At 71.5% G+C, this 25,412-nt stretch carries 24 protein-coding genes; 14 read left to right on the top strand and 10 right to left on the bottom strand.

Annotated elements, in window-relative coordinates:
• Positions 1-14: 14 nt before the first annotated feature.
• The 3 genes from Pen02_RS39400 to Pen02_RS39390 all read right to left on the bottom strand — a co-directional run bounded on the left by Pen02_RS39400 (position 15) and on the right by Pen02_RS39390 (position 2,812).
• Entirely contained in the window at positions 15-683 is a 669-nt protein-coding gene (locus tag Pen02_RS39400; protein WP_203871298.1) for a DUF4760 domain-containing protein, read from the bottom strand.
• Between the two features lie 75 nt (positions 684-758).
• Positions 759-2,057 carry an MFS transporter gene (locus Pen02_RS39395; RefSeq protein ID WP_275413665.1) on the bottom strand — a complete coding sequence of 433 codons (1,299 nt, stop codon included), beginning with the start codon at positions 2,055-2,057 and terminating at the stop codon, positions 759-761.
• Positions 2,054-2,812 (bottom strand): winged helix-turn-helix domain-containing protein, encoded by a 759-nt coding sequence (locus tag Pen02_RS39390; protein ID WP_203871297.1) that lies wholly within the window; start codon positions 2,810-2,812, stop codon positions 2,054-2,056. Before Pen02_RS39390 ends, Pen02_RS39395 begins: the two co-directional genes overlap by 4 nt.
• A gap of 288 nt (positions 2,813-3,100) precedes the next feature.
• On the opposite strand from Pen02_RS39390, the gene rapZ reads away from it, so the two are divergent.
• From rapZ to Pen02_RS39345, 9 genes are all read left to right on the top strand, one after another.
• Positions 3,101-3,994 (top strand): RNase adapter RapZ, encoded by an 894-nt coding sequence (rapZ, locus tag Pen02_RS39385; protein ID WP_203871318.1) that lies wholly within the window; start codon positions 3,101-3,103, stop codon positions 3,992-3,994.
• Positions 3,995-4,068: 74 nt separating this feature from the next.
• A complete protein-coding gene (locus tag Pen02_RS39380; RefSeq protein ID WP_239141987.1) occupies positions 4,069-5,049 on the top strand; it encodes a gluconeogenesis factor YvcK family protein in 981 nt (326 codons plus the stop codon).
• Between the two features lie 73 nt (positions 5,050-5,122).
• Positions 5,123-6,103: a DNA-binding protein WhiA gene (whiA, locus tag Pen02_RS39375; protein ID WP_203871296.1), complete on the top strand. Its 981-nt coding sequence runs from the start codon at positions 5,123-5,125 to the stop codon at positions 6,101-6,103.
• A gap of 474 nt (positions 6,104-6,577) precedes the next feature.
• A complete protein-coding gene (gene gap / locus Pen02_RS39370; protein ID WP_203871295.1) occupies positions 6,578-7,582 on the top strand; it encodes a type I glyceraldehyde-3-phosphate dehydrogenase in 1,005 nt (334 codons plus the stop codon).
• Between the two features lie 103 nt (positions 7,583-7,685).
• The gene (locus Pen02_RS39365; RefSeq protein WP_203871294.1) at positions 7,686-8,885 is read left to right on the top strand and encodes a phosphoglycerate kinase; all 1,200 of its coding nucleotides are present in this window, start codon (positions 7,686-7,688) and stop codon (positions 8,883-8,885) included.
• Entirely contained in the window at positions 8,885-9,676 is a 792-nt protein-coding gene (tpiA, locus tag Pen02_RS39360; RefSeq protein ID WP_203871293.1) for a triose-phosphate isomerase, read from the top strand. The genes Pen02_RS39365 and tpiA overlap by 1 nt, the downstream gene beginning before the upstream one ends.
• A 51-nt stretch (positions 9,677-9,727) precedes the next feature.
• The gene (gene secG / locus Pen02_RS39355) at positions 9,728-9,982 is read left to right on the top strand and encodes a preprotein translocase subunit SecG (protein ID WP_101367013.1); all 255 of its coding nucleotides are present in this window, start codon (positions 9,728-9,730) and stop codon (positions 9,980-9,982) included.
• 98 nt (positions 9,983-10,080) lie between these two features.
• Positions 10,081-10,425 (top strand): RNA polymerase-binding protein RbpA, encoded by a 345-nt coding sequence (locus tag Pen02_RS39350; protein WP_203871292.1) that lies wholly within the window; start codon positions 10,081-10,083, stop codon positions 10,423-10,425.
• A gap of 61 nt (positions 10,426-10,486) precedes the next feature.
• Positions 10,487-10,900, top strand: coding sequence for a hypothetical protein (locus Pen02_RS39345; RefSeq protein ID WP_203871291.1), 414 nt, complete (start codon positions 10,487-10,489; stop codon positions 10,898-10,900).
• 189 nt (positions 10,901-11,089) lie between these two features.
• Here the strand turns inward: Pen02_RS39345 and pgl are convergent, their stop codons facing one another.
• Genes pgl through tkt form a run of 6 tightly spaced genes read right to left on the bottom strand, consistent with a single transcriptional unit; the run spans position 11,090 to position 19,462 of the window.
• Positions 11,090-11,860: a 6-phosphogluconolactonase gene (gene pgl, locus Pen02_RS39340; RefSeq protein ID WP_203871290.1), complete on the bottom strand. Its 771-nt coding sequence runs from the start codon at positions 11,858-11,860 to the stop codon at positions 11,090-11,092.
• The gene (locus Pen02_RS39335) at positions 11,857-12,840 is read right to left on the bottom strand and encodes a glucose-6-phosphate dehydrogenase assembly protein OpcA (protein ID WP_203871289.1); all 984 of its coding nucleotides are present in this window, start codon (positions 12,838-12,840) and stop codon (positions 11,857-11,859) included. The genes pgl and Pen02_RS39335 overlap by 4 nt, the downstream gene beginning before the upstream one ends.
• Positions 12,841-12,883: 43 nt before the next feature.
• Positions 12,884-14,398: a glucose-6-phosphate dehydrogenase gene (gene zwf, locus Pen02_RS39330; protein WP_203871288.1), complete on the bottom strand. Its 1,515-nt coding sequence runs from the start codon at positions 14,396-14,398 to the stop codon at positions 12,884-12,886.
• Positions 14,399-14,447: 49 nt separating this feature from the next.
• Positions 14,448-16,121, bottom strand: coding sequence for a phosphoglucose isomerase-related protein (locus Pen02_RS39325; protein ID WP_239141986.1), 1,674 nt, complete (start codon positions 16,119-16,121; stop codon positions 14,448-14,450).
• Complete coding sequence (gene tal, locus Pen02_RS39320; protein ID WP_203871287.1) at positions 16,118-17,308, bottom strand: transaldolase; 1,191 nt, start codon at positions 17,306-17,308, stop codon at positions 16,118-16,120. Before tal ends, Pen02_RS39325 begins: the two co-directional genes overlap by 4 nt.
• A gap of 15 nt (positions 17,309-17,323) precedes the next feature.
• The gene (gene tkt, locus Pen02_RS39315) at positions 17,324-19,462 is read right to left on the bottom strand and encodes a transketolase (protein WP_203871286.1); all 2,139 of its coding nucleotides are present in this window, start codon (positions 19,460-19,462) and stop codon (positions 17,324-17,326) included.
• Positions 19,463-19,726: 264 nt separating this feature from the next.
• Between tkt and Pen02_RS39310 the strand changes: the two genes are divergently transcribed.
• The 3 genes from Pen02_RS39310 (at position 19,727) to Pen02_RS39300 (ending at position 22,122) form a co-directional block, all read left to right on the top strand.
• Complete coding sequence (locus Pen02_RS39310; protein ID WP_203871285.1) at positions 19,727-20,674, top strand: heme o synthase; 948 nt, start codon at positions 19,727-19,729, stop codon at positions 20,672-20,674.
• Positions 20,675-20,869: 195 nt separating this feature from the next.
• Entirely contained in the window at positions 20,870-21,205 is a 336-nt protein-coding gene (locus tag Pen02_RS39305) for a hypothetical protein (RefSeq protein ID WP_203871284.1), read from the top strand.
• Positions 21,206-21,210: 5 nt separating this feature from the next.
• Entirely contained in the window at positions 21,211-22,122 is a 912-nt protein-coding gene (locus Pen02_RS39300) for an ATP-grasp domain-containing protein (RefSeq protein WP_203871283.1), read from the top strand.
• A 33-nt stretch (positions 22,123-22,155) separates the two neighbouring features.
• On the opposite strand, the gene Pen02_RS39295 is transcribed toward Pen02_RS39300, so the two are convergent.
• The gene (locus Pen02_RS39295; RefSeq protein ID WP_203871282.1) at positions 22,156-23,106 is read right to left on the bottom strand and encodes a COX15/CtaA family protein; all 951 of its coding nucleotides are present in this window, start codon (positions 23,104-23,106) and stop codon (positions 22,156-22,158) included.
• A 107-nt stretch (positions 23,107-23,213) separates the two neighbouring features.
• Here Pen02_RS39295 and Pen02_RS39290 point away from each other — a divergent pair, with 107 nt between their 5' ends.
• Both Pen02_RS39290 and sufB read left to right on the top strand, forming a co-directional pair.
• On the top strand, positions 23,214-23,978 hold the full coding sequence (locus Pen02_RS39290; protein ID WP_372445761.1) for a helix-turn-helix transcriptional regulator: 765 nt from the start codon (positions 23,214-23,216) through the stop codon (positions 23,976-23,978).
• Entirely contained in the window at positions 23,975-25,405 is a 1,431-nt protein-coding gene (gene sufB / locus Pen02_RS39285; RefSeq protein WP_203871281.1) for a Fe-S cluster assembly protein SufB, read from the top strand. Before Pen02_RS39290 ends, sufB begins: the two co-directional genes overlap by 4 nt.
• Positions 25,406-25,412: the final 7 nt, after the last annotated feature.

Below are 25,412 nucleotides of genomic sequence, written 5' to 3'. Positions count from 1 at the left end.
AGCTAAGAGAACAGCTAAACAGAGCTACTGACACTGGCCGGGTCCCCCGAATCGGGGACCCGGCCAGTGGCGTCTTCGAGTCCTGCGGTGTCAGTCGACGGCACACGGCGGTACTCCGTCGCCAACAGTTCCAGCGCCTGGTAGACCTCGGCGCCGGCCCGTACCCGACGGTCCGCGATGTAGCCCCGGCACAGCTCGAAGCACCTGGTCATGGTGCCACCGCGCAGGTTCAGCAGCAGCGGTACGTCGACCAGGCCGCGTACGGCGAGCACCGCGAGGAACTCGTAGTAGTCGAGCAGTGGGATGACGTGCCGTTCGTCGTCCTCGGCCAGATCCGCGCCGACCTGTCGCCGGGTGCTGATCCGACCGGCCATCCAGATGTCGGCCCGACTGAGCGGGTCGGCACTCTGGAACGCGGTGATCAGTCCGACCGTGTACTGCCGGCGCTGCGACTGCCGCTGCTGGAGCACGGTGACGGCGCCGAACACCACCGCGACCAGGATCGACGCCGCCGTCTCGTTGATCTCGCCACTGGTACGCAGGAACGCGAACCCGGTCAACGCCAACCCGGCGAGCCCGATCGCCTGCACCACCAGGCGCAGCGGCTTGCGAGACAGCCGCCACCGTACCCGTTCCCGGCGCAGTACCCCGGTCAACCGCTCGCGGACGTCCCCCACCGCCACCCCCGGTTTCGTCGCTTCTGCCGCCGGCCGGCCCCGACCTGGCGGGTCGGGACCGGGCCAGGATATCGACGGTTGTCACCCGGCGGCGGCGTGGTCCGGCTCCGGAAGTTCGCGCAGCTTCGGAATCGCGGTGGGCAGCACCCAGAGCAGCCCGGCGATCGCCCCGACGGTGGCGATCCACAGCGTCGGGCGTACCCCGAGGGTGGCGCCCAGGGTGCCGCCCAGCACGGCGCCGATCGGTCGGATGCCGTAGTTGACGGTCCGCTTCGCGCCCGCGACCCGGGCCAGCAGGTGCTCCGGGATGACCGCGGTCTGGAGCGAGCCGACGGTGATGTCCATCATCATCAGGCCCAGCCCGGAGAGGAACTCCGAGGCGAAGAGCACGCCCAGCACCACCGGGGGCGACCCACCGGCCAGCGGCACCAGCACCAGCGGTGCCGGAAAGAGCACGAAGCTGAGCACCACGGTCCGGCCGATGCCGAGTCGGCGGACGAGCCGACCGGTCACCGCCGCGCCGAGCAGCGCGCCGATCGAGCCGATGCCGATCACCAGCCCGAGCAGGCCGGGGGAGAGCCCCAGTTCGGTGCTGACGTAGAGCACGTACAGCGCGGTGAACATGTAGTTGAAGAGATTCAGCGTGGTGGTGCCGAGCAGCAACGAGCGGAGGATCGGGGCGCGGGCGATGAACCGCAGGCCCCGCTTGAGGCCGAGCCCGGCGCCGTCGTCGGAGGCCGGCGCCGTCGTCCGGATCGGTCCGATCCGGGCCAGGAACAGGGCGGAGAACAGGTACGACACCGCGTCGGCGAGCAGTGCGACCGGTGCGGTGAGGGTCTGCACCAGGAATCCGCCCACGCTCGGCCCGGCGACGAACGACATCGCCCGGCTGCCGTTGGTCAACGCGTTCGCGTCGACGTAGTCCTTGCGCGGCACGAGCGAGACGAAGAGGGTGCCGTGCGCGACCTCGAAGAGTACGGCCAGGGTGCCGGTGAGGAAGGCGACCACGTAGAGCTGGCCGAGGGAGAGCACGCCGAAGAGGTACGCCAGCGGCACGGCGGCCAGCAGCACCGCCCGGCCCAGGTCGGCCAGGACCATCAGCCGGCGCTTGTGCGGGTATCGGTCGACCCAGGCACCGAGGAGCAGCGAGAAGAACAGGTTCGGGATCAGCGCGGCGGCGGTGAGGTAGCCCATCTCGGCCGGACCGGCGCCGGTGCCGAGCACCGCCAGCAGGGGGAGGGCGAGCACGGAGATCTCGTCGCCGAAGAGCGACACGGTCTGGGCCGACCAGTACCGCCGGAACGGTGCCTGGCGCAGCAGCTCGGGCAGCCAGCGTCGGCGTCGGTCGACCGCCGGTGGAGCGCTCAGCGTGCCGGTCACCGCCCCGCCTCCGTCGTCGGTCCCGAGCCCGCCGCCGATCCCGAGCCCGCCGTCGTCGCGTCCGCCGCTGATCCGGAGTCCGCCGTCGGTCCCGAGTCCGCTGTCGATGCCGAGTCGGCCGTCGTCGTGTCGGCCGCCGTCGAGCCCGCCGTCGAGTCCGCCGTCGAGTCCGCGGCGTTCGTGCCGGGAGGCGGCTCGGTGGGCACCAGCAGTTGGATGATGCCGACCGGACGGGAGCCGTCGGGCCGGGTCGACGGGTCGGTGAGCCGCTCGTCGTACTCGGCGAACAGGGCCTCGATCCGCCGGGTCAGCTCGGTCAGCTCGGCCGAGGTGACGTGCACCAGTGCGTCGCCGAAGCCGAGCACGGCCCGCCACTCCGTCGGCTCGGACGCCCGCTGTGCCAGGTGCGTCCGGGCCCGGCTGAGGTAGTGGTCCAGGATCACCGAGTGCAGTTCGTTGGCCGCCGCCAGCATCGCCGGATCGTCGGAGGTGTCGTCCCAGGAGGTGACCTGTGCGGTCGCCCGCCACGGCCGCTCCCGGGCGTCGCTGCCCTCGACCCGCTCGGCCAGGCCGTACTTGGCGAGCTGGCGGAGGTGGTAGGAGCAGTTCGGCACGCTCTCGTCGAGCCGCTCGGCGGCCTGGGTCGCGGTCATCGGACCCTCCCGGCGGAGCAGCCCGACCAGGGTCATCCGCAGTGGATGGGCGAACCCCCGTAAGGCTCGCGCGTCGGTCAGCCGGATCTCGGGCTTCGTCATATCCTAAAGATAACTCTAGAAAGATATCTTTAGCAATCGTCGGAACTGACCCGCCCGGGCCACCGGCCCGGGGAATTGCGACGGCCGGGTAGATTACGTTCCCAACCTCGCCGGGCGGTCGACCCTCGGGTACGCGCCGCCGGGCGCGTACCGTCGATCCGGCAGGCGGGTACGGCTGGGGGGTGGAACGTGAGCGAGGCGCGGGTGGCGACCGACGAGTCGCCGACGGGCACAGAGGACCAGGTCGAGGAGCCCGGGACCGACCGGGAACCGGACGGCGGTCAGCCGGTGCACGGCCGGTCCGAGGCGGGACCGACCCGGTCCGACACCACGCTGGTGGTGGTGACCGGGGTCTCCGGCGGCGGGCGCAGTACCGTCGCGCGGGCACTCGAGAACGTCGGCTTCTACGTGGTGGACAACCTGCCACAGGCGCTGATGCTCGACATGGCCGAGCTGGCCTTCCGAGCCGGTGGGGCGGCCCGGCAGACGGCGATGGTGCTCGACGTGCGCAGCCGGGCCTTCTCCACCGACCTGGCCGGGGCGATCCGGGCGCTCAAGGAGCGTGGTTTCCAGCCCCGGGTGGTCTTCGTGGACGCCGACGACGAGGTGCTGATCCGGCGCTTCGAGAGCGTCCGGCGGTCGCACCCGCTCCAGGGCGACGGGCGGCTGGCCGACGGCATCGCGATCGAGCGCGGGCTGTTGGAGGAGGCCCGGGACCAGGCCGACGTGATCATCGACACCTCCCACCTGAACGTGAACCAGCTCCGCAGCCGGGTCGAGGAGCTGTTCGGCGGTGAGGACGCCCGCCGGCTCCGGGTGACCGTGCTCTCCTTCGGCTTCAAGTACGGCCTTCCGCCGGACGCCGACTTCGTGCTCGACGCCCGCTTCCTGCCCAACCCGTACTGGGTGCCGGAGCTGCGCGAGCACACCGGCCGGGAGGAGGACGTCAGCCGGTACGTGCTCGGCCAGCGCGGCGCGGTGACCTTCGTCGAGACGTACGCCCGGTTGATCAACGCGACCGCGCCCGGCTTCGAGCGGGAGGGGAAGCGCTACCTGACGGTGGCGGTCGGCTGCACCGGCGGCAAGCACCGCAGCGTGGCGATCGCCGAGGAACTGGCCGCCCGGCTGCGCCAGGCCCGGCTGGCCGCCACCGCGCACCACCGTGACCTGGGGCGCGAGTGAACCCTTCGCAACCTGGACCGCGCGACGTGCGCCCCCCGACCTCCACCAACGGTCACGACGGACCGCAGGCGAAGGTGGACCGAGGCCCCGCGAAGCAGCGGGTGGTCGCCTTCGGCGGCGGGCACGGCCTGTCGGCGTCGCTGCGGGCGCTGCGGCGCTGCGCGCCGGAACTCGACCTCGACATCACCGCCGTGGTGACCGTCGGCGACGACGGCGGCTCCAGCGGGCGGCTGCGGCTCGAACGCGGCGCGCTGCCCCCCGGCGACCTGCGGCAGGCCCTCGCCGCGCTGGCCGCCGACGGGGCCGACACCCGGCGCAGCGCCGAACTGTTCCAGCACCGGTTCGCCGGCACCGGCCCGCGCCCGGACCCGCTGGCCGGGCACGCGGTGGGCAACCTGGTGCTCTGCGGCCTGATGGAGCTGCTCGGCGACCCGGTGGCCGCGCTCGAACACGCCGCCGTGATGCTCGGTGCGGTCGGCCGGGTGCTGCCGATGGCCTGCCAGCCGGTCGGCATCGAGGCCCGGGTACGCGGCGCCGACCCGCGCCGCCCGAGCGCCGTGCAGACGGTACGCGGACAGCACGCGGTCGCCGTCACCGACGGCCGGGTCGAGTCGGTACGGCTCACCCCGGAAGGCCCGAGCGCCTGCCCACAGGCGGTGGCGGCGGTCCGGGAGGCCGACTGGCTGATCTTCGGTCCGGGAAGCTGGTACACCAGCGTCATCCCGCACCTGCTGGTGCCGGAGCTGGCCGAGGCGATGGTGGCCAGCCCGGCCCGCCGACTGGTCACGCTCAACCTCGCCAACGAGGCGGAGACGCTCGGCCTCTCCCTCGCCGACCACCTGGCCGCGCTCGGCTGGTACCTGCCCGGGCTCAAGGTCGACGTGGTGCTGGCTGACGGAAAGGCGGTGGGTGACCCCGAACCGATGCATCGTGCGGCAGAATCGCTGGGTGCGCGGCTCGTGCTCGCCCCGGTGGCCGTACCGGACGGGCGTCCCCAACACGATCCGGCAGCGCTGGGAGCCGCGCTGGTGCCTCTCCTGGGCGCCGATCGTTAAGCACGTACGAATCGAACGAAGCACGTACGAATCACCGGCACCCGCCGGGACCGGCCCACGAGGTGACGACAAGATGGCGATGACGGCTGCGGTCAAGGACGAGCTGAGCCGGGTCGACGTGCCCAAGCCCTGCTGCCGGCGGGCGGAGATGGCCGCCCTGCTGCGCTTCGCGGGCGGACTGCACATCGTCTCCGGACGGGTGGTGGTCGAGGCCGAACTCGACACCGGCGCGGTGGCCCGCCGGCTGCGCCGGGAGATCGCCGAGGTCTACGGATATCCGAGCGAGATCCACGTACTCGCCTCCGGCGGGCTGCGCAAGGGCAGCCACTACATCGTCCGGGTGGTCAAGGACGGCGAGGCGCTGGCCCGGCAGACCGGCCTGCTCGACGTGCGCGGCCGGCCGGTACGCGGACTGCCCCCGCACGTGGTGGCGGCGAACGTCTGCTGCGCGGTCTCGGCCTGGCGGGGTGCCTTCATGGCGCACGGCTCGCTGACCGAGCCCGGCCGCTCCTGCGCGCTGGAGATCACCTGCCCCGGCCCGGAGACCGCGCTCGCCCTGGTCGGCGCGGCCCGCCGGATCGGCATCACCGCCAAGTACCGCGAGGTGCGCGGGGTGGACCGGGTGGTGGTCAAGGACGGTGACGCGATCGCCGCGCTGCTGACCCGGATCGGTGCCCACTCCAGCGTGCTCTCCTGGGAGGAGCGCCGGGTACGCCGCGAGGTGCGGGCCACCGCCAACCGGCTGGCCAACTTCGACGACGCCAACCTGCGCCGTTCGGCCCGGGCTGCCGTCGCCGCCGCCGCGCGGGTGACCCGGGCGCTGGAGATCCTCGCCGAGGATGCCCCCAACCACCTCACCTCGGCCGGCCGGCTGCGCCTGGAGCACCGACAGGCGTCCCTTGAGGAGTTGGGTGCGCTGGCCGAGCCGCCGCTGACCAAGGACGCGATCGCCGGCCGGATCCGCCGGCTGCTGGCGCTGGCCGACAAGCGGGCCCGTGACCTGGGCATCCCGGACACCGAGGCGGCGGTCACCCCGGACATGCTTGCGGTCTGAGCCGCAGCGGCAGCCGCTCCAGGCCGGGCGAGGCCCGGCGGTCCGCGCGGCAGAAGTTCGACGGTCCGCGCGGCGAGGCCCGGCGGTCTGTGCGGCAGGAGTTCGGCGGTCCGCGCGGCAGAGGCTCAGCGGTCGGCGCGGCAGGAGTTCGACGGTCCGCGCGGCGAGGCCCGGCGGTCTGTGCGGCAGGAGTTCGGCGGTCTGTGCGGCAGAGGCTCGGCGGTCCGCGTCGGGGGGTGAAGTCGATTGGCCGGATTGTGCCCCGACGCAACGCGGAGCGGCGCGCTCGGATAAGGTCGCAGCGTACGGCGACGGGGCCGGTACCGGCCTTCTCCGCCGTGCTGACCGCCCAGAGGTCGCGGTGTGAGACGGCCGGGGTGACATCCAGCGGCCGGCTCCAACGGTCGGCGCACCCACCTTCGCCGCTACGCGTCTTCACCGGGCGGCGAACCGAAACACGAGGAGATGGACCCAGTGACCATCCGGGTTGGCATCAACGGATTCGGCCGGATCGGCCGCAACTTCTTCCGCGCGGTGCTCGCGTCGGGCGCCGACGTCGAGGTGGTCGGCGCCAACGACCTGACCGACAACGCCACGCTGGCGCACCTGGTCAAGTACGACAGCATCCTCGGACGGCTGCCGCAGGAGGTCAAGGCGACCGCCGACGAGATCACCATCGGCGGGCACACCCTCAAGGTCTTCGCCGAGAAGGACCCGGGCAAGCTGCCCTGGGGCGACCTCGGTGTCGACGTCGTGATCGAGTCGACCGGCTTCTTCACCGACGCCACCAAGGCGAAGGCGCACATCGACGGCGGAGCCAAGAAGGTCATCATCTCGGCGCCGGCCAAGAACGAGGACGTCACGGTCGTGATGGGGGTCAACCACCAGACGTACGACCCGGCGAAGCACAACATCATCTCCAACGCCTCGTGCACCACCAACTGCCTCGCGCCGATGGCGAAGGTGCTTCAGGACACGGTGGGCATCGAGAAGGGGCTGATGACCACCATCCACGCGTACACCCAGGACCAGAACCTCCAGGACGGCCCGCACAAGGACCTCCGCCGGGCCCGGGCCGCCGCGCTGAACATCGTGCCGACCTCGACCGGCGCCGCCAAGGCGATCGGCCTGGTCCTGCCGGACCTCAAGGGCAAGCTGGACGGCTTCGCGCTGCGGGTGCCGATCCCGACCGGCTCGGCCACCGACCTGACGATCGACGCCGGCCGGGACACCTCGGTCGAGGAGATCAACGCCGCGATGAAGGCCGCCGCCGAGGGCCCGCTCAAGGGCATCCTCACCTACACCGAGGACGAGATCGTCTCCTCGGACATCGTCACCGACCCGGCCTCGTGCATCTTCGACTCCGGGCTGACCAAGGTGATCGGCAACCAGGTCAAGGTCGTCGGCTGGTACGACAACGAGTGGGGCTACTCGAACCGCCTGGTCGACCTCGTGAAGCTGGTCGGCGCAGGGCTGTGAGCGCGAGCAACGAGCGTTCCGGGGCGGCTCGCGTGCGACGCGGTCGCGCCGGGACGCGAGTAGAGCCTGCGAGCCCCGCAGTCGTGAACGGAAAGGAAGCTCCGTGAGCATCCGCAACCTCGACGATCTGCTTGCCGAGGGGGTGTCGGGTCGGCGCGTGCTGGTGCGCGCCGACCTGAACGTGCCCCTCGACAAGGAGACCGGGTCGATCACGGACGACGGCCGGATCCGGGCCGTGCTGCCGACGCTGACCGCGCTGCGGGACGCCGGGGCGGCCGTCGTCGTCTGCTCGCACCTGGGCCGCCCCAAGGGCGCGCCCGACCCGAAGTACAGCCTCGCCCCGGTCGCCGCGCGCCTCGGTGAGCTGCTCGGCGCCGACGTCGCCTTCGCCACCGACACGGTCGGCGAGGCGGCCCGCAAGGCGGTCGAGGGGCTCGGCGACGGCCAGGTCGCGCTGCTGGAGAACCTGCGGTTCAACCCGGGCGAGACCAGCAAGGACGAGGCCGAGCGGGGCGCCTTCGCCGACCAGCTCGCCGCGTTCGCCGAGGCGTACGTCGACGACGCGTTCGGCGCCGTGCACCGCAAGCACGCCAGCGTCTACGACGTACCGGCCCGGCTGCCGCACTTCGCCGGCCGGCTGGTGCTGCGCGAGGTCGAGGTGCTGGCCCGGCTGCGGCACGAGCCGGACCGCCCCTACGTGGTGGTGCTCGGCGGCTCCAAGGTCTCCGACAAGCTCGCGGTGATCGAGGCGCTGCTGCCGACCGTCGACAAGCTGCTGATCGGCGGCGGCATGTGCTTCACCTTCCTGCGTGCCCAGGGGCACGAGGTGGGCAAGTCGCTGCTCGAAGAGGAGATGGTCGAGACCTGCCGGGAGCTGCTGGCCCGGGGCGAGGGTCGGATCGTGCTTCCGGTGGACGTGGTGGCGGCGACCGAGTTCAGTGCCGACGCCGCGCACGACACCGTACCGGTGAACGCGATCCCGGCCGACCGGCTCGGCCTGGACATCGGCCCCCGGACCGTCGCCGAGTTCGCCGAGGCGGTCGGCACCGCCCGGACGGTCTTCTGGAACGGCCCGATGGGCGTCTTCGAGCTGGCCCCGTTCGCCGCCGGCACCCGAGGGGTGGCCGAGGCGATCACCACGGTGAAGGGCTTCACCGTGGTCGGTGGCGGTGACTCCGCCGCGGCGGTACGCGCGCTCGGTCTGGACGAGTCGTCGTTCGGGCACATCTCCACCGGCGGGGGCGCCTCGCTGGAATACCTGGAGGGCAAAGCCCTCCCCGGCATCGTCGCTCTGGAGCAGTAGTGGCCACCCCCACCCGCCGTCCGCTGATGGCCGGCAACTGGAAGATGAACCTCAACCACCGGGAAGCCAACCTGGTGATCCAGAAGCTCGCCGCGAGCCTCAACGAGAAGCAGTTGACCGACGTGGAGACGGTGGTACTGCCGCCGTACACCGACCTGCGGACGGTGCAGACCCTGGTCGACGGCGACAAGCTGATGATCGGGTACGGCGCGCAGGACCTCTCGCCGCACAAGGGCGGCGCGTACACCGGGGAGATCTCGGCCGCGTTGCTGACCGCGCTGGGCTGCACCTACGTGGTGGTCGGGCACTCCGAGCGGCGGACGTACCACAACGAGGACGACGCGCTGGTCAACGCCAAGGTCAAGGCGGCGCTGGCCAACGAGCTGATCCCGATCGTCTGCGTCGGCGAGGGCCTGGACATCCGTGAGCAGGAGGGCCAGGTGGCGTACGTGCGCGACCAGCTCGACGGCTCGCTGGCCGGGCTGACCGCCGAGCAGTTGACCAAGGTCGTCGTGGCGTACGAGCCGGTCTGGGCGATCGGCACCGGCAAGACCGCCACTCCGGAGAACGCCCAGGAGGTCTGCGGCGCGATCCGGGAGCGGCTCGCCGAGGTACACGGTCAGGAGACCGCTGACCAGGTCCGGGTGCTCTACGGCGGCTCGGTGAAGGCGGCCAACATCGCCGCGATCATGGCGCAGCCGGACGTCGACGGCGCACTGGTCGGCGGGGCGAGCCTGGATGCCGAGGAGTTCGCGCAGATCTGCCGGTTCCCGGAGCACATCGCCCGCTGACGGTCGCTATCCTTGACGAGCCCCGCGTAGCTGAGAGGACTGACCCCTACCATGCCGATCTGGTTCGCATACACGTTGATCGTGTTGCTGGTGATCACGAGCGTGCTGCTCACCTTGCTGATCCTGCTGCACCGGGGCAAGGGCGGCGGGATGTCGAGCATGTTCGGCGGAGGGGTCAGCTCCAGCCTGGCCGGCTCCTCGGTGGCCGAGAAGAACCTCGACCGTTACACCGTTCTGGTGGGTCTTGTCTGGTTCGCCTGCATCGTCGGCCTGGGTCTCTGGCTGCGGCTCGCCGAGACCACCTGACCACAGGGCGTACAAACTGCGCGCGGTCCGCTAACGTGGGCCGCGCGCAGTTTGTCATGCCCCTTGGGGACCCCCTCTGACGAACGGAGCGAGCAGCGATGCCCAGTGGCAGCGCTATCCGTGGCAGCCGAGTCGGCGCCGGTCCAGCCCGGCCGACCGAGCGATGCGAACCCGCCCCCCGCCGTCCGGTCACCTACTGGTGCGGCAGCGGCCACATGCTGGAGATCCTGCTGGCGGCCGAGGCCGAGATCCCGGAGACCTGGGACTGCCCGCACTGCGGGCAGCCGGCCGGGCAGGACGTGCACAACCCGCCGGGGCGGCAGCGGACGGAGCCGTACAAGTCGCACCTGGCGTACGTGAAGGAGCGGCGCAGCGAGGCGGACGCCGAGGCGATCCTCGCCGAGGCGCTGGCCGCGTTGCGGGCCCGCCGGGGTGAAGCCTGACCGATCCCGGACCGGTGACGCCCGGGCCGGCCGTAGGGTGGTCGGGACGAGAGGAGCACCGGTGGCCTCGTTCCGAGACAACCTCGCCGAGAACGTGACCCTTGAGGGCGCCGTGATGAACGGCGTGCTCACGGGACGGGACGCCGTGCTCGCCCAGTTGGCGGTGGTGAACGAGTTCTACCGGGACCGCGTCGACATCGCCCGCTTCGACCAGGGCGAGTACGTCGTCGAGCAGTACTCGGCGACGGTCGCCGGCCGCCCCGTCCAGGCGATCGCGCTGATGCACCGGGACGGCGACGGCCGGTTCGACCGGGTGGTGGTCAACCACTGGCCACTCTCGGCCACCCTCACCTTCTCGCGGCTGCTGGCGGAATCCCCGATCGGTCAGGCCGAGGATCCCGCCCGCTTCTACCGCCCGGACGGGCAGAGCTACCAGGACCTGCTGGACTACACGGACCGGCAGCCGGCCCGGTAGCCCGGCAGCTCGGCGCAGACTCCGGCAGTTCGGCACAGACGCTGGTAGCTCCGCGCAGCTCCGGCAGCTCGGCGCGAACGACAGTGGCTCGGCGCAGAGTCCGGCAATTCGGCGCGGACGCCGGTAGCTCGGCGCAAACTCCGGCGGCTTCGGCGCAGACGCCGGTAGCTCGGCGCGAGCGACGGAGCCTCAGCGCAGGCTGCGGAAGCTCGGCTTCACCTCGGTCGCCGCCGCCCGGTCCAGCAGCCACCGGGTCCGTTGCACCCCGGCGACCCCGGCCGCCGGCACCTGCACCGGGCCGGCACCGCCCAGCGCCATCCCGACCGCCCGCGCCTTGCCGCTGCCGCTGGCGATCAGCCACACGTCCTCGGCGGTGTTGATCGCGCTCCGGGTGAGCGTGATCCGGACCGGCGGCGGTTTGGGACTGCCCCGGACCGCGCTGACCGGCCGGTTCTCGTAGGAGACCGGATGCTCGGGGAAGATCGAGGCGATGTGGCCGTCCTCGCCCACCCCGAGCATCAGCACGTCGAAGTAGGGCAGCGTGGCCGTACCCGGGCCGGCCGCCGCAGCGAGCGTGGCCGCGTACCGGGCCGCAGCCGCCTCCGGATCGGCGCCGTCCGGGCCGTCGGAGGCGGGCATCGGGTGCACCCGGTTCGGCGCCAGCGGCAACGCGTCGAGGAACGCCTCCCGGGCCTGGGTCTCGTTCCGTTCCGGGTCCCCGGCCGGCAGGAAACGCTCGTCGCCCCACCAGACGTCGACCCGGGACCAGTCGACCGCGTCCCGGGCGGGCAGATCCCGGACCGCCCGGTAGACCGAGGCCGCGATCCGGCCGCCGGTCAGCACGATGCCGGCCTCGCCGCGTTCCGCCTGTGCGTCGATGATCCTGACCAGCAGCCGGGCCGCGACCGCCTGGGCCAGCAGGTCGGGATCGGCGTGCACCTCCACCGCGGTTTCGGTCACGCGACGCCCTGCGGCTGCTTGGTCGGGTCCTTCCAGACGTGCACCCGCTGCGCCGGCCGGGCGTCCAGCCCGGCCACCCCGGCGGCGGCACCCAGCGCGTCGGCGTAGATCTGGTCGGGGTCGAGCCGGCGCAACTCCTCGGCGAGTTCGTCGCCGAGCGGCCGGCGTACCAGCGGCAGTTGCCGGTCGGCCTGCCCGGTACGCCGGAACGTCGCCCGGTTGTCGTCCCGGGTCAGCACCAGCTCGTCGCCGTTGGCGCAGTGCAGCTCCACCGAACGCATCCGGGGGAACTCGCCGGTGTGCTCCCAGTGCGGGTGCAGCCCCAGCCGGGACTTCAGCCAGCCGATCATCAGCGCCGCCGTCGGGTCGGTGTGCGGCGCCACGACGGTGGCCGAGACGACCCGGTTGCCCTCGGTGGTGTCGAAGGCGCCCGCGACCAGGGTGCGCCACGGGGTGATCCGGGTCCAGGCCAGGTCGGTGTCGCCCGGTGCGTAGTCGCGGGCCCGCTGCCGCAGCGCCTCCACCGGATCGGCCGCCTGCGCGGAGTCGGTGATCCGGCGGTCCGCCACCACGCCGAGGAAGTCGTTGGCGATCTCGGCCGGCGGTTCGCCGTGCCACCAGGTCACCACGGGTACGTCCGGTACCAGCAGCGGCATCACCACCGACTCGGCGTGCAGGGCGAGCCGGCCGTACATCCGGGTCACCACCGCCTCGCCCGGGCCGAGCCGGCCGCCGACCACGATCTCGGCGTCGAGCCGGTTGCGGTCGCGTTCGATGTCGGAGCGGACCACCACCACCATCCGGCACGGGTGCGCGGCCGAGGCGATCGTCACCGCCGCCTCGGCCTCCCGGACGTGTGCCTCGTCGACCACCACGATCAGGGTGAGCGCCATGCCGCTGGCCACTCCGCCCGCACTACGCCGCTCGGCGGCCAGCGCCTTGACCACCTCGTTACCGGTGGTGTCCCACAGGCCGATCAACGGTGCCTCCTGGTTGTTTTTTGTGGTTGAGACCCTCGGGAGGTCACGCCCGTCGCCAGGCCCGGCCCTCGCGGGCCAGCAACTCGTCGGCGGCCCGGGGACCCCACTCACCGGCCCGGTACGGCTCCGGCTTGACGCCCTCCCAGGCGGCCTCCAGCGGGTCGATCACCTGCCAGCTCTGCTCGACCTCGGCGGCGTCCGGGAAGAGCGTCCGGTCCCCGATCAGCACGTCCAGCACCAGCCGCTCGTACGCCTCGGGGCTCGACTCGGTGAACGCCTCGCCGTACTGGAAGTCCATCGCGATGTCCCGGACCTCCATGGTGGTGCCGGGAACCTTGGAGCCGAACTTCAGCACCACGCCCTCGTCCGGCTGTACCCGGATCACGAGCTGGTTGTTGCCGAGCATCTCCATGTCGGCGGGGTTGAACGGCAGGTGCGGCGCCTTCTTGAACATGATGGCGACCTCGGTCACCCGGCGCGGCAGCCGCTTGCCGGCCCGGATGTAGAACGGCACCTCGGCCCAGCGCCGGTTCTGGATGCCGAGCCGGACCGCGACGTAGGTCTCGGTGGTCGAGTCGGCCGGTACGCCCTCCTCGTCGAGGTAGCCGACGGCCCGCTTGCCGGCCACCCAGCCCGGGAGGTACTGCCCGCGTACGGTGCCGGCGTGCACGTCCTTCGGCAGGGTGATCGCGCGCAGCACCTTCAGCTTCTCGGCCCGGATCTCGCTGGCGTCGAAGCTGGTCGGTTCCTCCATCGCCACTAGGGCGAGCAGTTGCAGCAGGTGGTTCTGCAACACGTCCCGGGCGGTGCCGGTGGCGTCGTAGAAGCCGGCCCGGGTGCCGATGCCGACGTCCTCGGCCATGGTGATCTGCACCGAGTCGACGTACTTCGAGTTCCAGAGCGGTTCGAAGAGGTTGTTGGCGAACCGCAGGGCGAGGATGTTCTGGACGGTCTCCTTGCCCAGGTAGTGATCGATCCGGAAGACGTCCTCCCGGGTGAAGACGTCGTCGACCAGGTCGTTGAGCGCCTTCGCCGAGGGCAGGTCGTGCCCGAACGGCTTCTCCACCACCACCCGCCGCCAGCCGCCGCACTTGTCGTTGTCGGCCATGCCGGTCCGGGCGAGCTGCTTGAGCACGGTCGGGAACGCGGCCGGCGGGATCGAGAAGTAGAACGCGGCGTTCCCGCCGATCCCGTGGGTGTCCCGCAGCTCGTCCAGGGTGCTCGCCAGCTTGTCGAAGGCGTCGTCGTCGTCGAAGGCGCCGCCGACGAACTTGATGTTGCCGGCGAGCCGGCCCCACACCTCTTCCCGCCAGGGCGTCCGGGCGTGCGCCTGTGCCGCGTCCCGGGCCATCGACTCGAAGTCGCCGTCACCCCAGTCGCGGCGGGCGAACCCGAGCACCACGAAGCCCGGCGGCAGCAGCCCTCGGTTGGCCAGGTCGTAGACCGCCGGCAGCAGTTTCTTGCGGGCCAGGTCCCCGGTGACGCCGAAGATCACCAGTGCGCACGGCTCCGGGATCCGTGGCAACCGCCGGTCCTGCGGGTCGCGCAGCGGATTCACGGCTCCCCCTCTTCGCTCGAACGGTCATTGTCAGCATGCCCGGTCGTCGTCAACTCCGCAGACCCCGTACCGCATCGAGCAGGTGGGGAATTCCGGCGCCCCGGTCCGTCAGGTGCAGCCGGAGCACCGGCCGGCCCCGCTGGGCGAGGGCTTCGCGGTCACCCGCGGCCTGCGCGGCCTGCAACTGCCCGAAGGAGTACGGCTTGCCGGGCACCGGCAGGTCCTCGGCCACGTCCCCGGTGATCTGGAGGTACGCGCCGAGCTGCGGGCCACCCTTGTGGTATTGCCCGGTGGAGTGCAGGAACCGGGGTCCCCAGCCGAAGGTGACCGGCCGGCCGGAGGCGGCGGCCAGCCCGGGGCGTACCTGTGCGGTCTTGGCGTCGCCGAACCGGTCGAGGTACGCCATCACGGCCAGGTAGCCGTCCTCGCCGAGCCCGTCCAGCAGCAGCCGCAGCGCACCGGCCAGGTCGCCGGGGAGTGGAGCGCCCTGCTGCGACTGGCCCGGAACCCAGTACCCCTCGATCCCGTCGTCGACGAAGGTCGGCGACTCGATCGGCAGCCCGCTGCCGAGCAGCCGGTTGGTGTTCTCCTTGGACTCGGTCACGTTCGGCTGGTTGAACGGGTCGATCCCGAGCACCACTCCGGCGACTGCGGTCGCGTACTCCCAGGTCAGGAACTGGGCGCCGAGCGGGCCGTTGACGGCCAGGTCGGGACGGATCCCGCCGCCCGGCACCGCGCCCGCGACGAGCCCGCCGCCGTAGGTGACGGTCAGCACGTCCGGACCGGTCGCACCCGGGCTGGCCGGGTCCTCGACCACCACCGGCAGGATGCCGACGCCGTTCTTGCCGGTGGACTCGGCGATCAACTGTTCGGCCCAGTCGCCGAGGCCGTCGATGCCGGTGCCGTCGGAGATCAGCGCGACCTTGTCCCGGCCGGTGGTGGCGGCGGCGCCGAGCGCGGCACCGAGCGCCAGCCCGGGGTTGTCCTGCGGCCCGCCCAGCGCGCCGAGCAACTCCTCGGCCTGGTCGAGCAGTTCGACCACCTCGACCCCGGCCAGTGCCGACGGGACCAGCCCGAACGCGGTCAGCGCCGAGTAGCGCCCGCCGACGTCCGGGTCGGCGAGCACCACGAAGGCGCCCATCTCGGCGGCGGTGTCGGCCAGCGGCGAGCCGGGGTCGGTGACCACCACGAAGCGCCGGCCGGCCTCCGCCTCGCTCAGCCCGGAGTCGAGGAACGCCTGCCAGTACGCCCGGCGGTGGCTGTCGGTCTCCACCGTCGAGCCGGACTTGCTGGCCACCACCACGACGGTCCGGTCCAGCCGGTCGGCGATCGCCGCGCGTACCTGCCCGGGGTCGGTGGTGTCCAGCACGGTCAGCGACCTGCCGAGGGTACGGGTGATCACCTCGGGGGCCAGCGACGAGCCGCCCATCCCGGCGAGTACGACGTGGTCGAGGTCGGCCAGTTCGGCCTTCAACTCGGCGAGCTGGGGGAGCAGGTCCCGGCCACGCCGGAAGGTGTCCACCCAGCCGAGCCGGATCGCCGCCTCGTCCTGGGCGTCCGGCCCCCACAGCGTCGGGTCCTTGGCGACCAGCCGGGCCGGTACGTCCTCGGCGAGCAGCGCGGCCCGGGCCGACGCCGGGGCGGCGGCGTCGACCGCCTCCGCCCCGTAGACGGCGAGTCCGGCCGCGCCCTCGCAGCCCCCGGCCAAGAGGTCCTCGCTCACGCGTTGCCTCCCGCCCGGAGGGCGGCGTCGGCGTTGTCCCCGGCGGCCCGGTTCGGCTCGCCGGCACCGCTGGCCGCGGCCTCCAGCGACTTGCGGACCCCGTCCAGCAGTTCGAGCCAGCTCGCCTCGAACTTCTCCACGCCCTCCCGCTCCAGGGTGGCGATCACGTCGTCGAAGTCGACGCCGGCGGCGGCCAGCCCGGTGAAGACCTCCCGGGCAGACGTGTAGGCGCCGGTGACGGTGTCCGGGCGGGTCTCGCCGTGCTCGGCGAACGCGTCGATCACCGGCTCCGGCATGGTGTTCACGGTGCCGGGGGCGATCAGCTCCTCGACGTAGATCACGTCGCGGTACTCCGGGTTCTTCGTTGAGGTGGAGGCCCAGAGCGGGCGCTGCGGGTGGGCACCGGCGTCGGCCAGCGCCTGCCACCGGTCCGAGGAGAAGACCTCGGAGTACCGCTCGTAGGCGAGCTGCGCGTTGGCGACCGCCGCCCGGCCCTTCAGCGCGGCCAGGTCAGGACGGCCGGCGCCGCCGCCGAGCTTGTCCAGCCGCTTGTCGACCTCGGTGTCGACCCGGGAGACGAAGAACGAGGCGACCGAGGCGATCTTCGTCAGGTCGTGCCCGTTCGCCTTCGCCTGCTCCAGGCCGGCCAGGAACGCCTCCATCACCTGCGAGTAGCGCTCCAGCCCGAAGATCAGCGTGACGTTGACGCTGATCCCGGCGGCCAGGGTCGCGGTGATGGCCGGCAGCCCGGCCTCGGTCGCCGGGATCTTGATGAACAGGTTCGGCCGGTCGATCAGCCACCACAGCGCCTTCGCCTCGGCCACCGTCGGCTCGGTCTGGTACGCCAGCCGCGGGTCCACCTCGATCGAGACCCGACCGTCCACTCCGGCACTGCTGTCGTACGCCGGGCGCATCACGTCGCAGGCCCACCGCACGTCGTACGTGGTGAGCGCGCGTACCGCCTCCTCCACGCTGACCCCGCGCACCGCCAGGTCCCGCAGCTGCCAGTTGTACTCGTCCGCGTCGCTGAGCGCCTTGGCGAAGATGGTCGGGTTGGTGGTCACCCCGACCAGGTGCTTCTCCCTGCGTAGCTGGTCCAGGTTGCCGGAACTCAGCCGTACCCTCGAAAGATCGTCGAGCCAGACCGCCACTCCCGCAGCGGTGAGCTCACCCAACCGGTCAGTCATGTCTGCAACGCTCCCTCAGTTGCCGGTGGTCTCACCGGTGATCTGGCCCACCCGGGTCAGCGACGCGTGTGCCGCCGCGACGATCCGGTCAGGGGTGAATCCGAACTGTTCGAAGAGCACGCTGTGCGGTGCGCTCGCGCCGTAGTGTTCCAGGCTGACCGCCTCGCCGGTGTCGCCGATCAGGTCCCGCCAGGACATCGCGATGCCGGCCTCGACGCTGACCCGGGCCTTGACGTCGCGGGGCAGCACCGAGTCCTGGTATGCGATGTCCTGCGCCCGGAACCACTCCTGGCAGGGCATCGAGACCACCCGGGTCGGGGTGCCCTCGGCCTCCAGCCGCTCCCGGGCGGTCAGGCAGAGCTGCACCTCGGAGCCGGTGCCGATCAGGATCACCGCCGGCTGCGCGTTCGACGCCTCGGCCAGTACGTAGCCGCCCCGGACGGTCTGGTCGGCGCCGGCGAGTTCGGCGCGGTCCAGCGTCGGCAGCGGCTGCCGGCTCAGCGCCAGCGCGGACGGCCGGTCGGTGTGCTCCAGCGCGTGCCGCCAGGCCCAGGTGGTCTCGTTGGCGTCGCCCGGCCGGATCACGTCCAGGCCGGGGATGGCCCGCAGCGCGGTCAGGTGCTCGACCGGCTGGTGGGTGGGGCCGTCCTCGCCGAGACCGATCGAGTCGTGCGTCCAGACGTAGACCACCGGCAGCTTCATCAGCGCGGCGAGCCGGACCGACGGGCGCATGTAGTCGCTGAAGACCAGGAAGGTGCCGCCGTAGGGGCGGGTGCCGCCGTGCAGCGCGATGCCGTTCAGGATCGCGCCCATCGCGTGTTCGCGGATGCCGAAGTGCAGGGTCCGGCCGTACTCGTTGCCCGGGAACGCCTTGGTGGCGTACTCGCTCGGGATGAAGGACGGCTCGCCCTCCATGGTGGTGTTGTTGCTCTCGGCCAGGTCGGCCGAGCCGCCCCAGAGTTCCGGCAGCACCGGGGCGAGGGCCTGGAGCACCTTGCCGGAGGCGGCCCGGGTGGCGATCCCCTTGGCGTCCGCCGGAAACTCCGGCAGCGCGTCGGTCCAGCCGACCGGGAGCGTACGGGTGGCCAGCCGGTCGTGCAGCGCCTTGCCGTCCGGGTTGGCGTCGGCCCACGCCTGGTACGCGGTGTCCCACTCGGCGTGCGCGGCCCGGCCCCGCTCCAGCACCTGGCGGGCGTGCGTCAGCACCTCGTCGGAGACCTCGAAGTGCTGGGCCGGGTCGAAGCCGAGCAGCTTCTTGGTCTCGGCGACCTCGTCGGCACCGAGCGCCGAGCCGTGGATCTTGCCGGTGTTCTGCTTGGTCGGCGCCGGCCAGCCGATGATGGTACGCAGCGCGATGAACGACGGCCGGCCGGTCTCCGCCTTCGCGGCGAGCAGCGCGGCATGCAGCGCCTCGACGTCCTCGTGGTAGTGGCCCTGGTCGGCGTCACCGCTGCGCCAGTCCACCGTCTGCACGTGCCACCCGTACGCCTGGTAGCGGGCGGCCACGTCCTCGCTCTTGGCGATCCGGGTGTCGTCCTCGATCGAGATCTCGTTGTCGTCGTAGATCAGGATCAGGTTGCCGAGCTGCTGGTGGCCGGCGAGCGCGCTGGCCTCGTGGCTGATCCCCTCCTCGATGTCGCCGTCCGAGGCGATGCACCAGATGTGGTGGTCGAACGGGGAGGTGCCGGGGGCGGCGTCGGGGTCCAGCAGGCCCCGCTCGCGGCGGGCGGCCATCGCCATCCCAACCGCGTTGCCGAGGCCCTGGCCGAGCGGGCCGGTGGTGGTCTCGACGCCCCGGGTGTGGCCGTGCTCGGGGTGGCCGGGGGTCAGCGAACCCCACTGCCGCAGTGCCTTGAGGTCGGTCAGGCCGAGGCCGTAACCGCTGAGGTAGAGCTGGACGTAGAGGGTGAGGCTGCTGTGCCCGGCCGACAGCACGAACCGGTCCCGGCCGGTCCAGTCGGGGTGCGTCGGGTCGTGCCGCATCACCCGGTTGAACAGCAGGTACGCGGCCGGTGCCAGGCTCATCGCCGTACCCGGATGGCCGTTGCCGGATTTCTCCACGGCGTCGATGGCCAGCACGCGGGCGGTGTCGACGGCTCGCTGGTCGAGATCGGACCAGTTCAGCGAGGTGTGCTCGGGTCGGTTGTCAGCCACGATCGTGTGTGCTCCTCGGCGTGATGGGCGGAACCCTCCCTCACGACCCTAGCGACCGCTTCCGCGCGCCAACCCCCGGATCTCACCACCCGGGGTGCGGTTCGCCGGAAGTGTGATCGTTCGCACCGAAGAAGGGTCGCCCGGGCAGCGAAAACGACGACGCGTAGGCTGTCGGTCGGCGTGCTGGCCCCCGGCCGCCCGCCACCCTCCGCTGTTCCCACAGCGGACCTCACCCGTGTGCCCGACGCCGGAAGGTGGCAATCCGTGAGCATGATCACCGAGCGCCCCGTGACCGGCGGTGCCCCGGCTGCGGGCACTCCGGACGAGGTGACCCGGCGTCGCGACGTCGCCGCCCTGATCCGGGCGTACGTCGCGTTGACCAAGCCGCGGATCGTCGAGCTGCTGCTGATCTCCACGGTGCCGACGATGATGCTGGCGGCCGGCGGGATCCCGTCGCTCTGGCTGGTCGCGGTGGTGCTGGTCGGCGGATCGCTGGCGGCCGGCGCGGCGAACGCGCTGAACTGCTACATCGACCGCGACATCGACCAGGTGATGAAGCGGACCAAGCGCCGGCCGCTGCCGACGCACACCGTGGCGCCCCGTAACGCGCTGGTCTTCGGGCTGGTGCTGGCGGTGGTCTCGGTGACCCTGATGGCGGTCTTCACCAACTGGCTGGCCACCGGCCTGACGCTGGGCGCCATCCTCTACTACGACCTCGTCTACACCATGTGGTTGAAGCGGACCACCTGGCAGAACACCTTCTGGGGCGGCATCTGCGGCTCCGCGCCGGTGCTGATCGGCTGGGCGGCGGTGACCGGCTCGCTGGCGCCGCGCGCCTGGGGGCTGTTCGCGGTGGTCTTCTTCTGGCAGTTGCCGCACTTCTACGCCCTGGCTATCAAGTTCAAGGACGACTACGCCCGGGCCGGCATCCCGATGCTGCCGGTGGTGAGGTCGATGCGTCGGGTGGCGACCGAGATCGTGGTCTACACCTGGCTGACCGTGGCGGCGTCGGTGCTGGTCTGGCCGCTGGGCATGGGCCCGATCTACGGCCTCACGGTGCTGGCGGCGGGCGGGATGTTCATCGTCGAGGCGCACCGGTTGAGCCAGCGGGCCGGTCGGGGCGAGCCGGTGAAGCCGATGCGGCTCTTCCACTGGTCCATCACCTACCTGACGATCGTCTTCGCCGCGGTCGCGGTCGACGCCCTGCTCTGACGAACCTGGGGCTTTCGTGCCCGTTCGTCCTGTTTGACGGGCTTGAAGGTGAATGATGGTTTTGAATTAATCACATATACACCGAAAAATCGGCCAAACATGGTGGTTAGTTCCGGTAAACGTCAGCGTAATCGGAGTCACAAATTATCGGTAGCTGCCCCTCGTGGCGGTCGAACTCTGCTTAGGCTTCGCGTTATGGCAGATGGTTCCGATACGACGCCGACGGCCGAGCAGACCGTCGCGGGCCAGACCCCCAACGGTCTGGTCGCCGGCATCCAGTCGTTTGCCGCCGGCCACGGCGGCGCGAAGGCGGTCATCGAGTACGTCGGCAAGCGGGGCGCACGCATTGTCCTGGTGGGGGAGGACGGCGTGTGGGCTGACCAGTTCGCGGAGAGCACGGATGTCGCGCGACTGGCCTGCGCCAAGGCGGGGGTGGCCGTGGAGAACGAATGGGAGCGGGAACTGATGGACCAGATGCGTCCGAGTAATGATCTGTGGCAGTCGATGTCTCGGCGTGTCCTGGCTCGTTGATAACTTTGTCCGACAACATCCGCGCGACCCGGGGCGAGCCCCGGGTCGCTCTTATTACCTGCGCCGAAATGCCCGGGCTCGACCCCGACGACCGGCTGCTGCTGCCCCCGCTCGCGCAACGCGGAATCCGGGCCGAGGCGGCGATCTGGGACGACCCGGACGTGGACTGGGCCGGCTACGCCCTGGCCGTGCTCCGCTCGCCCTGGGACTACCCGACCCGGCGCGCCGAGTTCGTCGCCTGGACCCGTACGGTGCCCCGGCTGGCCAACCCGGCCGACCTGGTGCGGTGGAACACCGACAAGCGCTACCTGCGGGAACTCGCCTCGGCCGGGGTACCCACCGTGCCGACGACCTGGCTCGGCCCGGACGACGACTGGACCCTCCCCGCCGAGCCCGGCGAGTACGTGGTCAAACCCGTGGTCGGGGCCGGCAGCCTGGACGCCGGCCGGTACGACCTGGCCGACGCCGCACAGCGGGAACTTGCCGGTACACATGTGAAGCGGCTCCGGGCGGCCGGCCGGTGGGTCATGGTGCAGCCGTACCTGAGCGCCGTGGACACCGCCGGGGAGACCGGGCTGCTCTTCTTCGCCGGCCCGGACGGGCTGCGGTTCAGCCACGCCGTCCGGAAGGGGCCGATGCTGGTCGGTCCGGACTACGGCGTCGACGGGCTGTTCCGGCCGGAGCAGATCACTCCGCGTACCCCGGCGGCGGCCGAACTCGCGGTCGCCGAGCGGGTACTGGCGGCGCTGCCCTCCGGGCCGGACCGCCCGCTCTACGCCCGGGTGGACCTCATCCCGGGGCCGGACGGCGCACCGGTGCTGGTCGAGGTGGAACTGACCGAGCCGTCCCTGTTCCTGGGCCACGCCCCGGACGCGGCCGACCGGTTGGCCGACGCCATCGCCGCCCGGCTGGACTGACCGCCCGGCACGATGCTTCGCGGCGCCGGCCCGTCACACCGTTTCGAGTTGGCGGGCGGCGTCGGCCGGTGCCGGCGGGGCGGTCGGGGCGCCGCGTTCCCGGGTCGACCAGAGCACCGCGAGGGCGGCGAGCCAGACCAGGCAGGAGCCGATCATGTGCGCGCCGACCAGTGCGACCGGCAGGCCGGTGAAGTACTGCACGAACCCGATCAGGCCCTGGCCGAGTTCGGCCAGCAGGAGCAGCCCGGCCGCCCGGACCGCGCCGGCCGGTGCGCCGACCGCGCGGAACGCGAACCAGACCGCGATCGAGAGCCCCAGCAGCAGGAAGACCGTGTCCGCGTGTACCTGGGAGATGGTCTCCGGGTCGAGCCCGTTGCGGGCCGCCCCGGAGTCGCCGGAGTGCGGGCCGCTGCCGGTGACCCAGGTGCCGACCACCAGTACGGCGGCGGTCACCCCGGCGACGACCCAGCCGAGGGTACGCAGCGGGGCCGGTACGGTCGGCCGGGCCGGCTCGTCCGACTCCAGGGTCCGGCGCCAGAACGCGTACGCGGCGGCGATCACCGCCATCGAGGCGAGGAAGTGCAGCCCGACCACCCACGGGTTCAGGTCGGTGAGCACGGTGATCCCGCCGATCACCGCCTGGGCGGGGATGCCGAACGCGGCGCCGACGCTGAGCCAGCGGAGCCCCCGGCGGGCCGGACGCTGCCGCCAGGCGGCCACCACCCCGGCGATCACCACGGCGGCGAGTACGAAGGTGAGCAGCCGGTTGCCGAACTCGATCACCCCGTGCACGCCCATCTCGGCGGTCGCCACGTACGACTCGTCGGTGCACCGGGGCCAGGTCGGGCAGCCGAGCCCGGACTTGGTCAGCCGGACCGCACCGCCGGTGCCGACGATCAGCACGTTCCCCACCACGGAGGCGAGGGCCAGTCGCGATAGGGTGGGTTTGCCAGAAAATTCGCCGAATCGGCTCACGCCGGCCATGGTACGTGCAAATGTGATCATGCTGGGCGGCGCGTCCGCCGTCCGGTGGTCCGGATCACCGGACCCCGGGTTTGCGGACCTTGGATGAAATACGTAACGTTGGCGTAGTGAAAAACCTGGCGGCGTTCTCGGGGCGGGAGCGGGTGACCGATCCGGTCGCCGGTTCCGCCGTGACCGCCGCTGCCGGGGTCGCCGGGCCGGAGGGCCGACCCACCCGGGACAGGGTGACCCACCTGCTGCTGGAGCACGGCGCGGCCACCGCCGCGCAGCTCGGCGCGGAGCTGGGTCTCAGTCCGGCGGCGATCCGTCGACACCTGGACGCGATGCTCGCCGACGGCGACGTGATCGCCCGTGACCAGGTCGTCCGCGGCCAGCGTGGCCGTGGCCGGCCGGCCAGGATCTTCCGACTCACCGACTCCGGTCGACGGCGCTGCGGCACCCACACCTACGACGGGATGGCCACCGCCGCGCTGCGCTGGATCTTCCGGCACGGTGGGCCCGACGCGGTCGACGCCTTCGCCGCCGAGCAGGTCGCGGCGCTGGAGGCCCGGTGCCGGGCGGCACTGGAGGACGCCGGGGACGACCCGCTGGCCAGGGCCGAGGCACTTGCCGAGGCGCTGACCGCGGAGGGCTACGCTGCCAACGCGTCCGCGATCGCGACCGGCGGCCAGTTGTGCCAGCACCACTGCCCGGTGGCCCACGTGGCCGTGGAGTTTCCCCAGCTGTGCGAGGCCGAGACGGCGGTCATCTCCCGCCTGGTTGGCACCCACGTGCAGCGCCTGGCCACCATCGCCCACGGTGACGGTGTGTGCACCACGCACATCCCGACCCAGCCGAAACCTTCCGTCAGCAGTGTGAGGACAGATAGATGACCGAGCAGATCGTCCAGCCCATGACGCAGGAGGAGCAGCTCGCCGCCCTGGGACGCTACGAGTACGGCTGGGCCGACTCCGACGTCGCCGGCGCCGCTGCCCAGCGTGGCCTGAACGAGGCGGTGGTCCGGGACATCTCGGCCAAGAAGAACGAACCGGCCTGGATGCTCGACCTGCGCCTCAAGGGGCTGCGGCTGTTCGGCCGCAAGCCGATGCCGAACTGGGGCGCCGACCTCGGCGGGATCAACTTCGACAACATCAAGTACTTCGTACGGTCCACCGAGAAGCAGGCCACCAGCTGGGAGGACCTGCCCGAGGACATCAAGAGCACCTACGACCGGCTGGGCATCCCGGAGGCCGAGAAGCAGCGCCTGGTTGCCGGTGTCGCCGCCCAGTACGAGTCCGAGGTGGTCTACCACAAGATCCGTGAGGACCTGGAGGAGCAGGGTGTCCTCTTCCTGGACACCGACACCGCGCTCAAGGAGCACGAGGACATCTTCAAGGAGTACTTCGGCACGGTGATCCCGGTCGGCGACAACAAGTTCGCCGCGCTGAACACCTCGGTCTGGTCCGGCGGCTCGTTCATCTACGTGCCGAAGGGCGTGCACGTGGAGATCCCGCTGCAGGCGTACTTCCGGATCAACACCGAGAACATGGGCCAGTTCGAGCGGACGCTGATCATCGTCGACGAGGGCGCGTACGTGCACTACGTCGAGGGCTGCACCGCGCCGATCTACTCCTCCGACTCGCTGCACAGCGCGGTCGTCGAGATCATCGTCAAGAAGAACGCGCGCTGCCGCTACACCACCATCCAGAACTGGTCGAACAACGTCTACAACCTGGTCACCAAGCGGGCGGTCTGCCACGAGGGCGCGACCATGGAGTGGATCGACGGCAACATCGGCTCCAAGGTGACCATGAAATACCCGGCGGTCTGGATGACCGGCGAGCACGCCAAGGGCGAGGTGCTCTCGGTCGCGATGGCCGGCGAGGGCCAGCACCAGGACGCCGGCGCCAAGATGGTGCACGCCGCGCCGCACACCTCCAGCACGATCGTCTCCAAGTCGATCGCCCGGGCCGGTGGACGTACGTCCTACCGCGGCCTGGTGCAGGTGCTGGAGGGCTCGCACCACAGCAAGAGCACCGTCAAGTGCGACGCGCTGCTGGTCGACACCATCTCCCGGTCGGACACCTACCCGTACGTCGACATCCGCGAGGACGACGTGGCGATGGGGCACGAGGCGACCGTCTCCAAGGTCAGCGAGGACCAGCTCTTCTACCTGATGAGCCGGGGCCTGACCGAGGACGAGGCGATGGCGATGATCGTGCGCGGCTTCATCGAGCCGATCGCCAAGGAACTCCCGATGGAGTACGCGCTGGAGCTCAACCGGCTGATCGAGCTGCAGATGGAGGGCGCGGTCGGCTGACGCCGGC

This window comes from Plantactinospora endophytica (assembly GCF_016862915.1).
Classification (GTDB): Bacteria; Actinomycetota; Actinomycetes; order Mycobacteriales; family Micromonosporaceae; genus Plantactinospora; species Plantactinospora endophytica.
Note: the sequence above shows the minus strand (reverse complement) of the source record. Positions and strands in the feature narration are given on the sequence as shown.

Coding starts and splice junctions, on each gene's coding strand:
- Pen02_RS39350 (WP_203871292.1), top strand. CDS start 10,081: ATGCCCAGTGGCAGCGCTATCCGTGGCAGCCGAGTCGGCGCCGGTCCA.
- Pen02_RS39305 (WP_203871284.1), top strand. CDS start 20,870: ATGGCAGATGGTTCCGATACGACGCCGACGGCCGAGCAGACCGTCGCG.
- tal (WP_203871287.1), bottom strand. CDS start 17,308: ATGACTGACCGGTTGGGTGAGCTCACCGCTGCGGGAGTGGCGGTCTGG.
- Pen02_RS39390 (WP_203871297.1), bottom strand. CDS start 2,812: ATGACGAAGCCCGAGATCCGGCTGACCGACGCGCGAGCCTTACGGGGG.
- secG (WP_101367013.1), top strand. CDS start 9,728: ATGCCGATCTGGTTCGCATACACGTTGATCGTGTTGCTGGTGATCACG.
- sufB (WP_203871281.1), top strand. CDS start 23,975: ATGACCGAGCAGATCGTCCAGCCCATGACGCAGGAGGAGCAGCTCGCC.
- whiA (WP_203871296.1), top strand. CDS start 5,123: ATGGCGATGACGGCTGCGGTCAAGGACGAGCTGAGCCGGGTCGACGTG.
- Pen02_RS39295 (WP_203871282.1), bottom strand. CDS start 23,106: ATGGCCGGCGTGAGCCGATTCGGCGAATTTTCTGGCAAACCCACCCTA.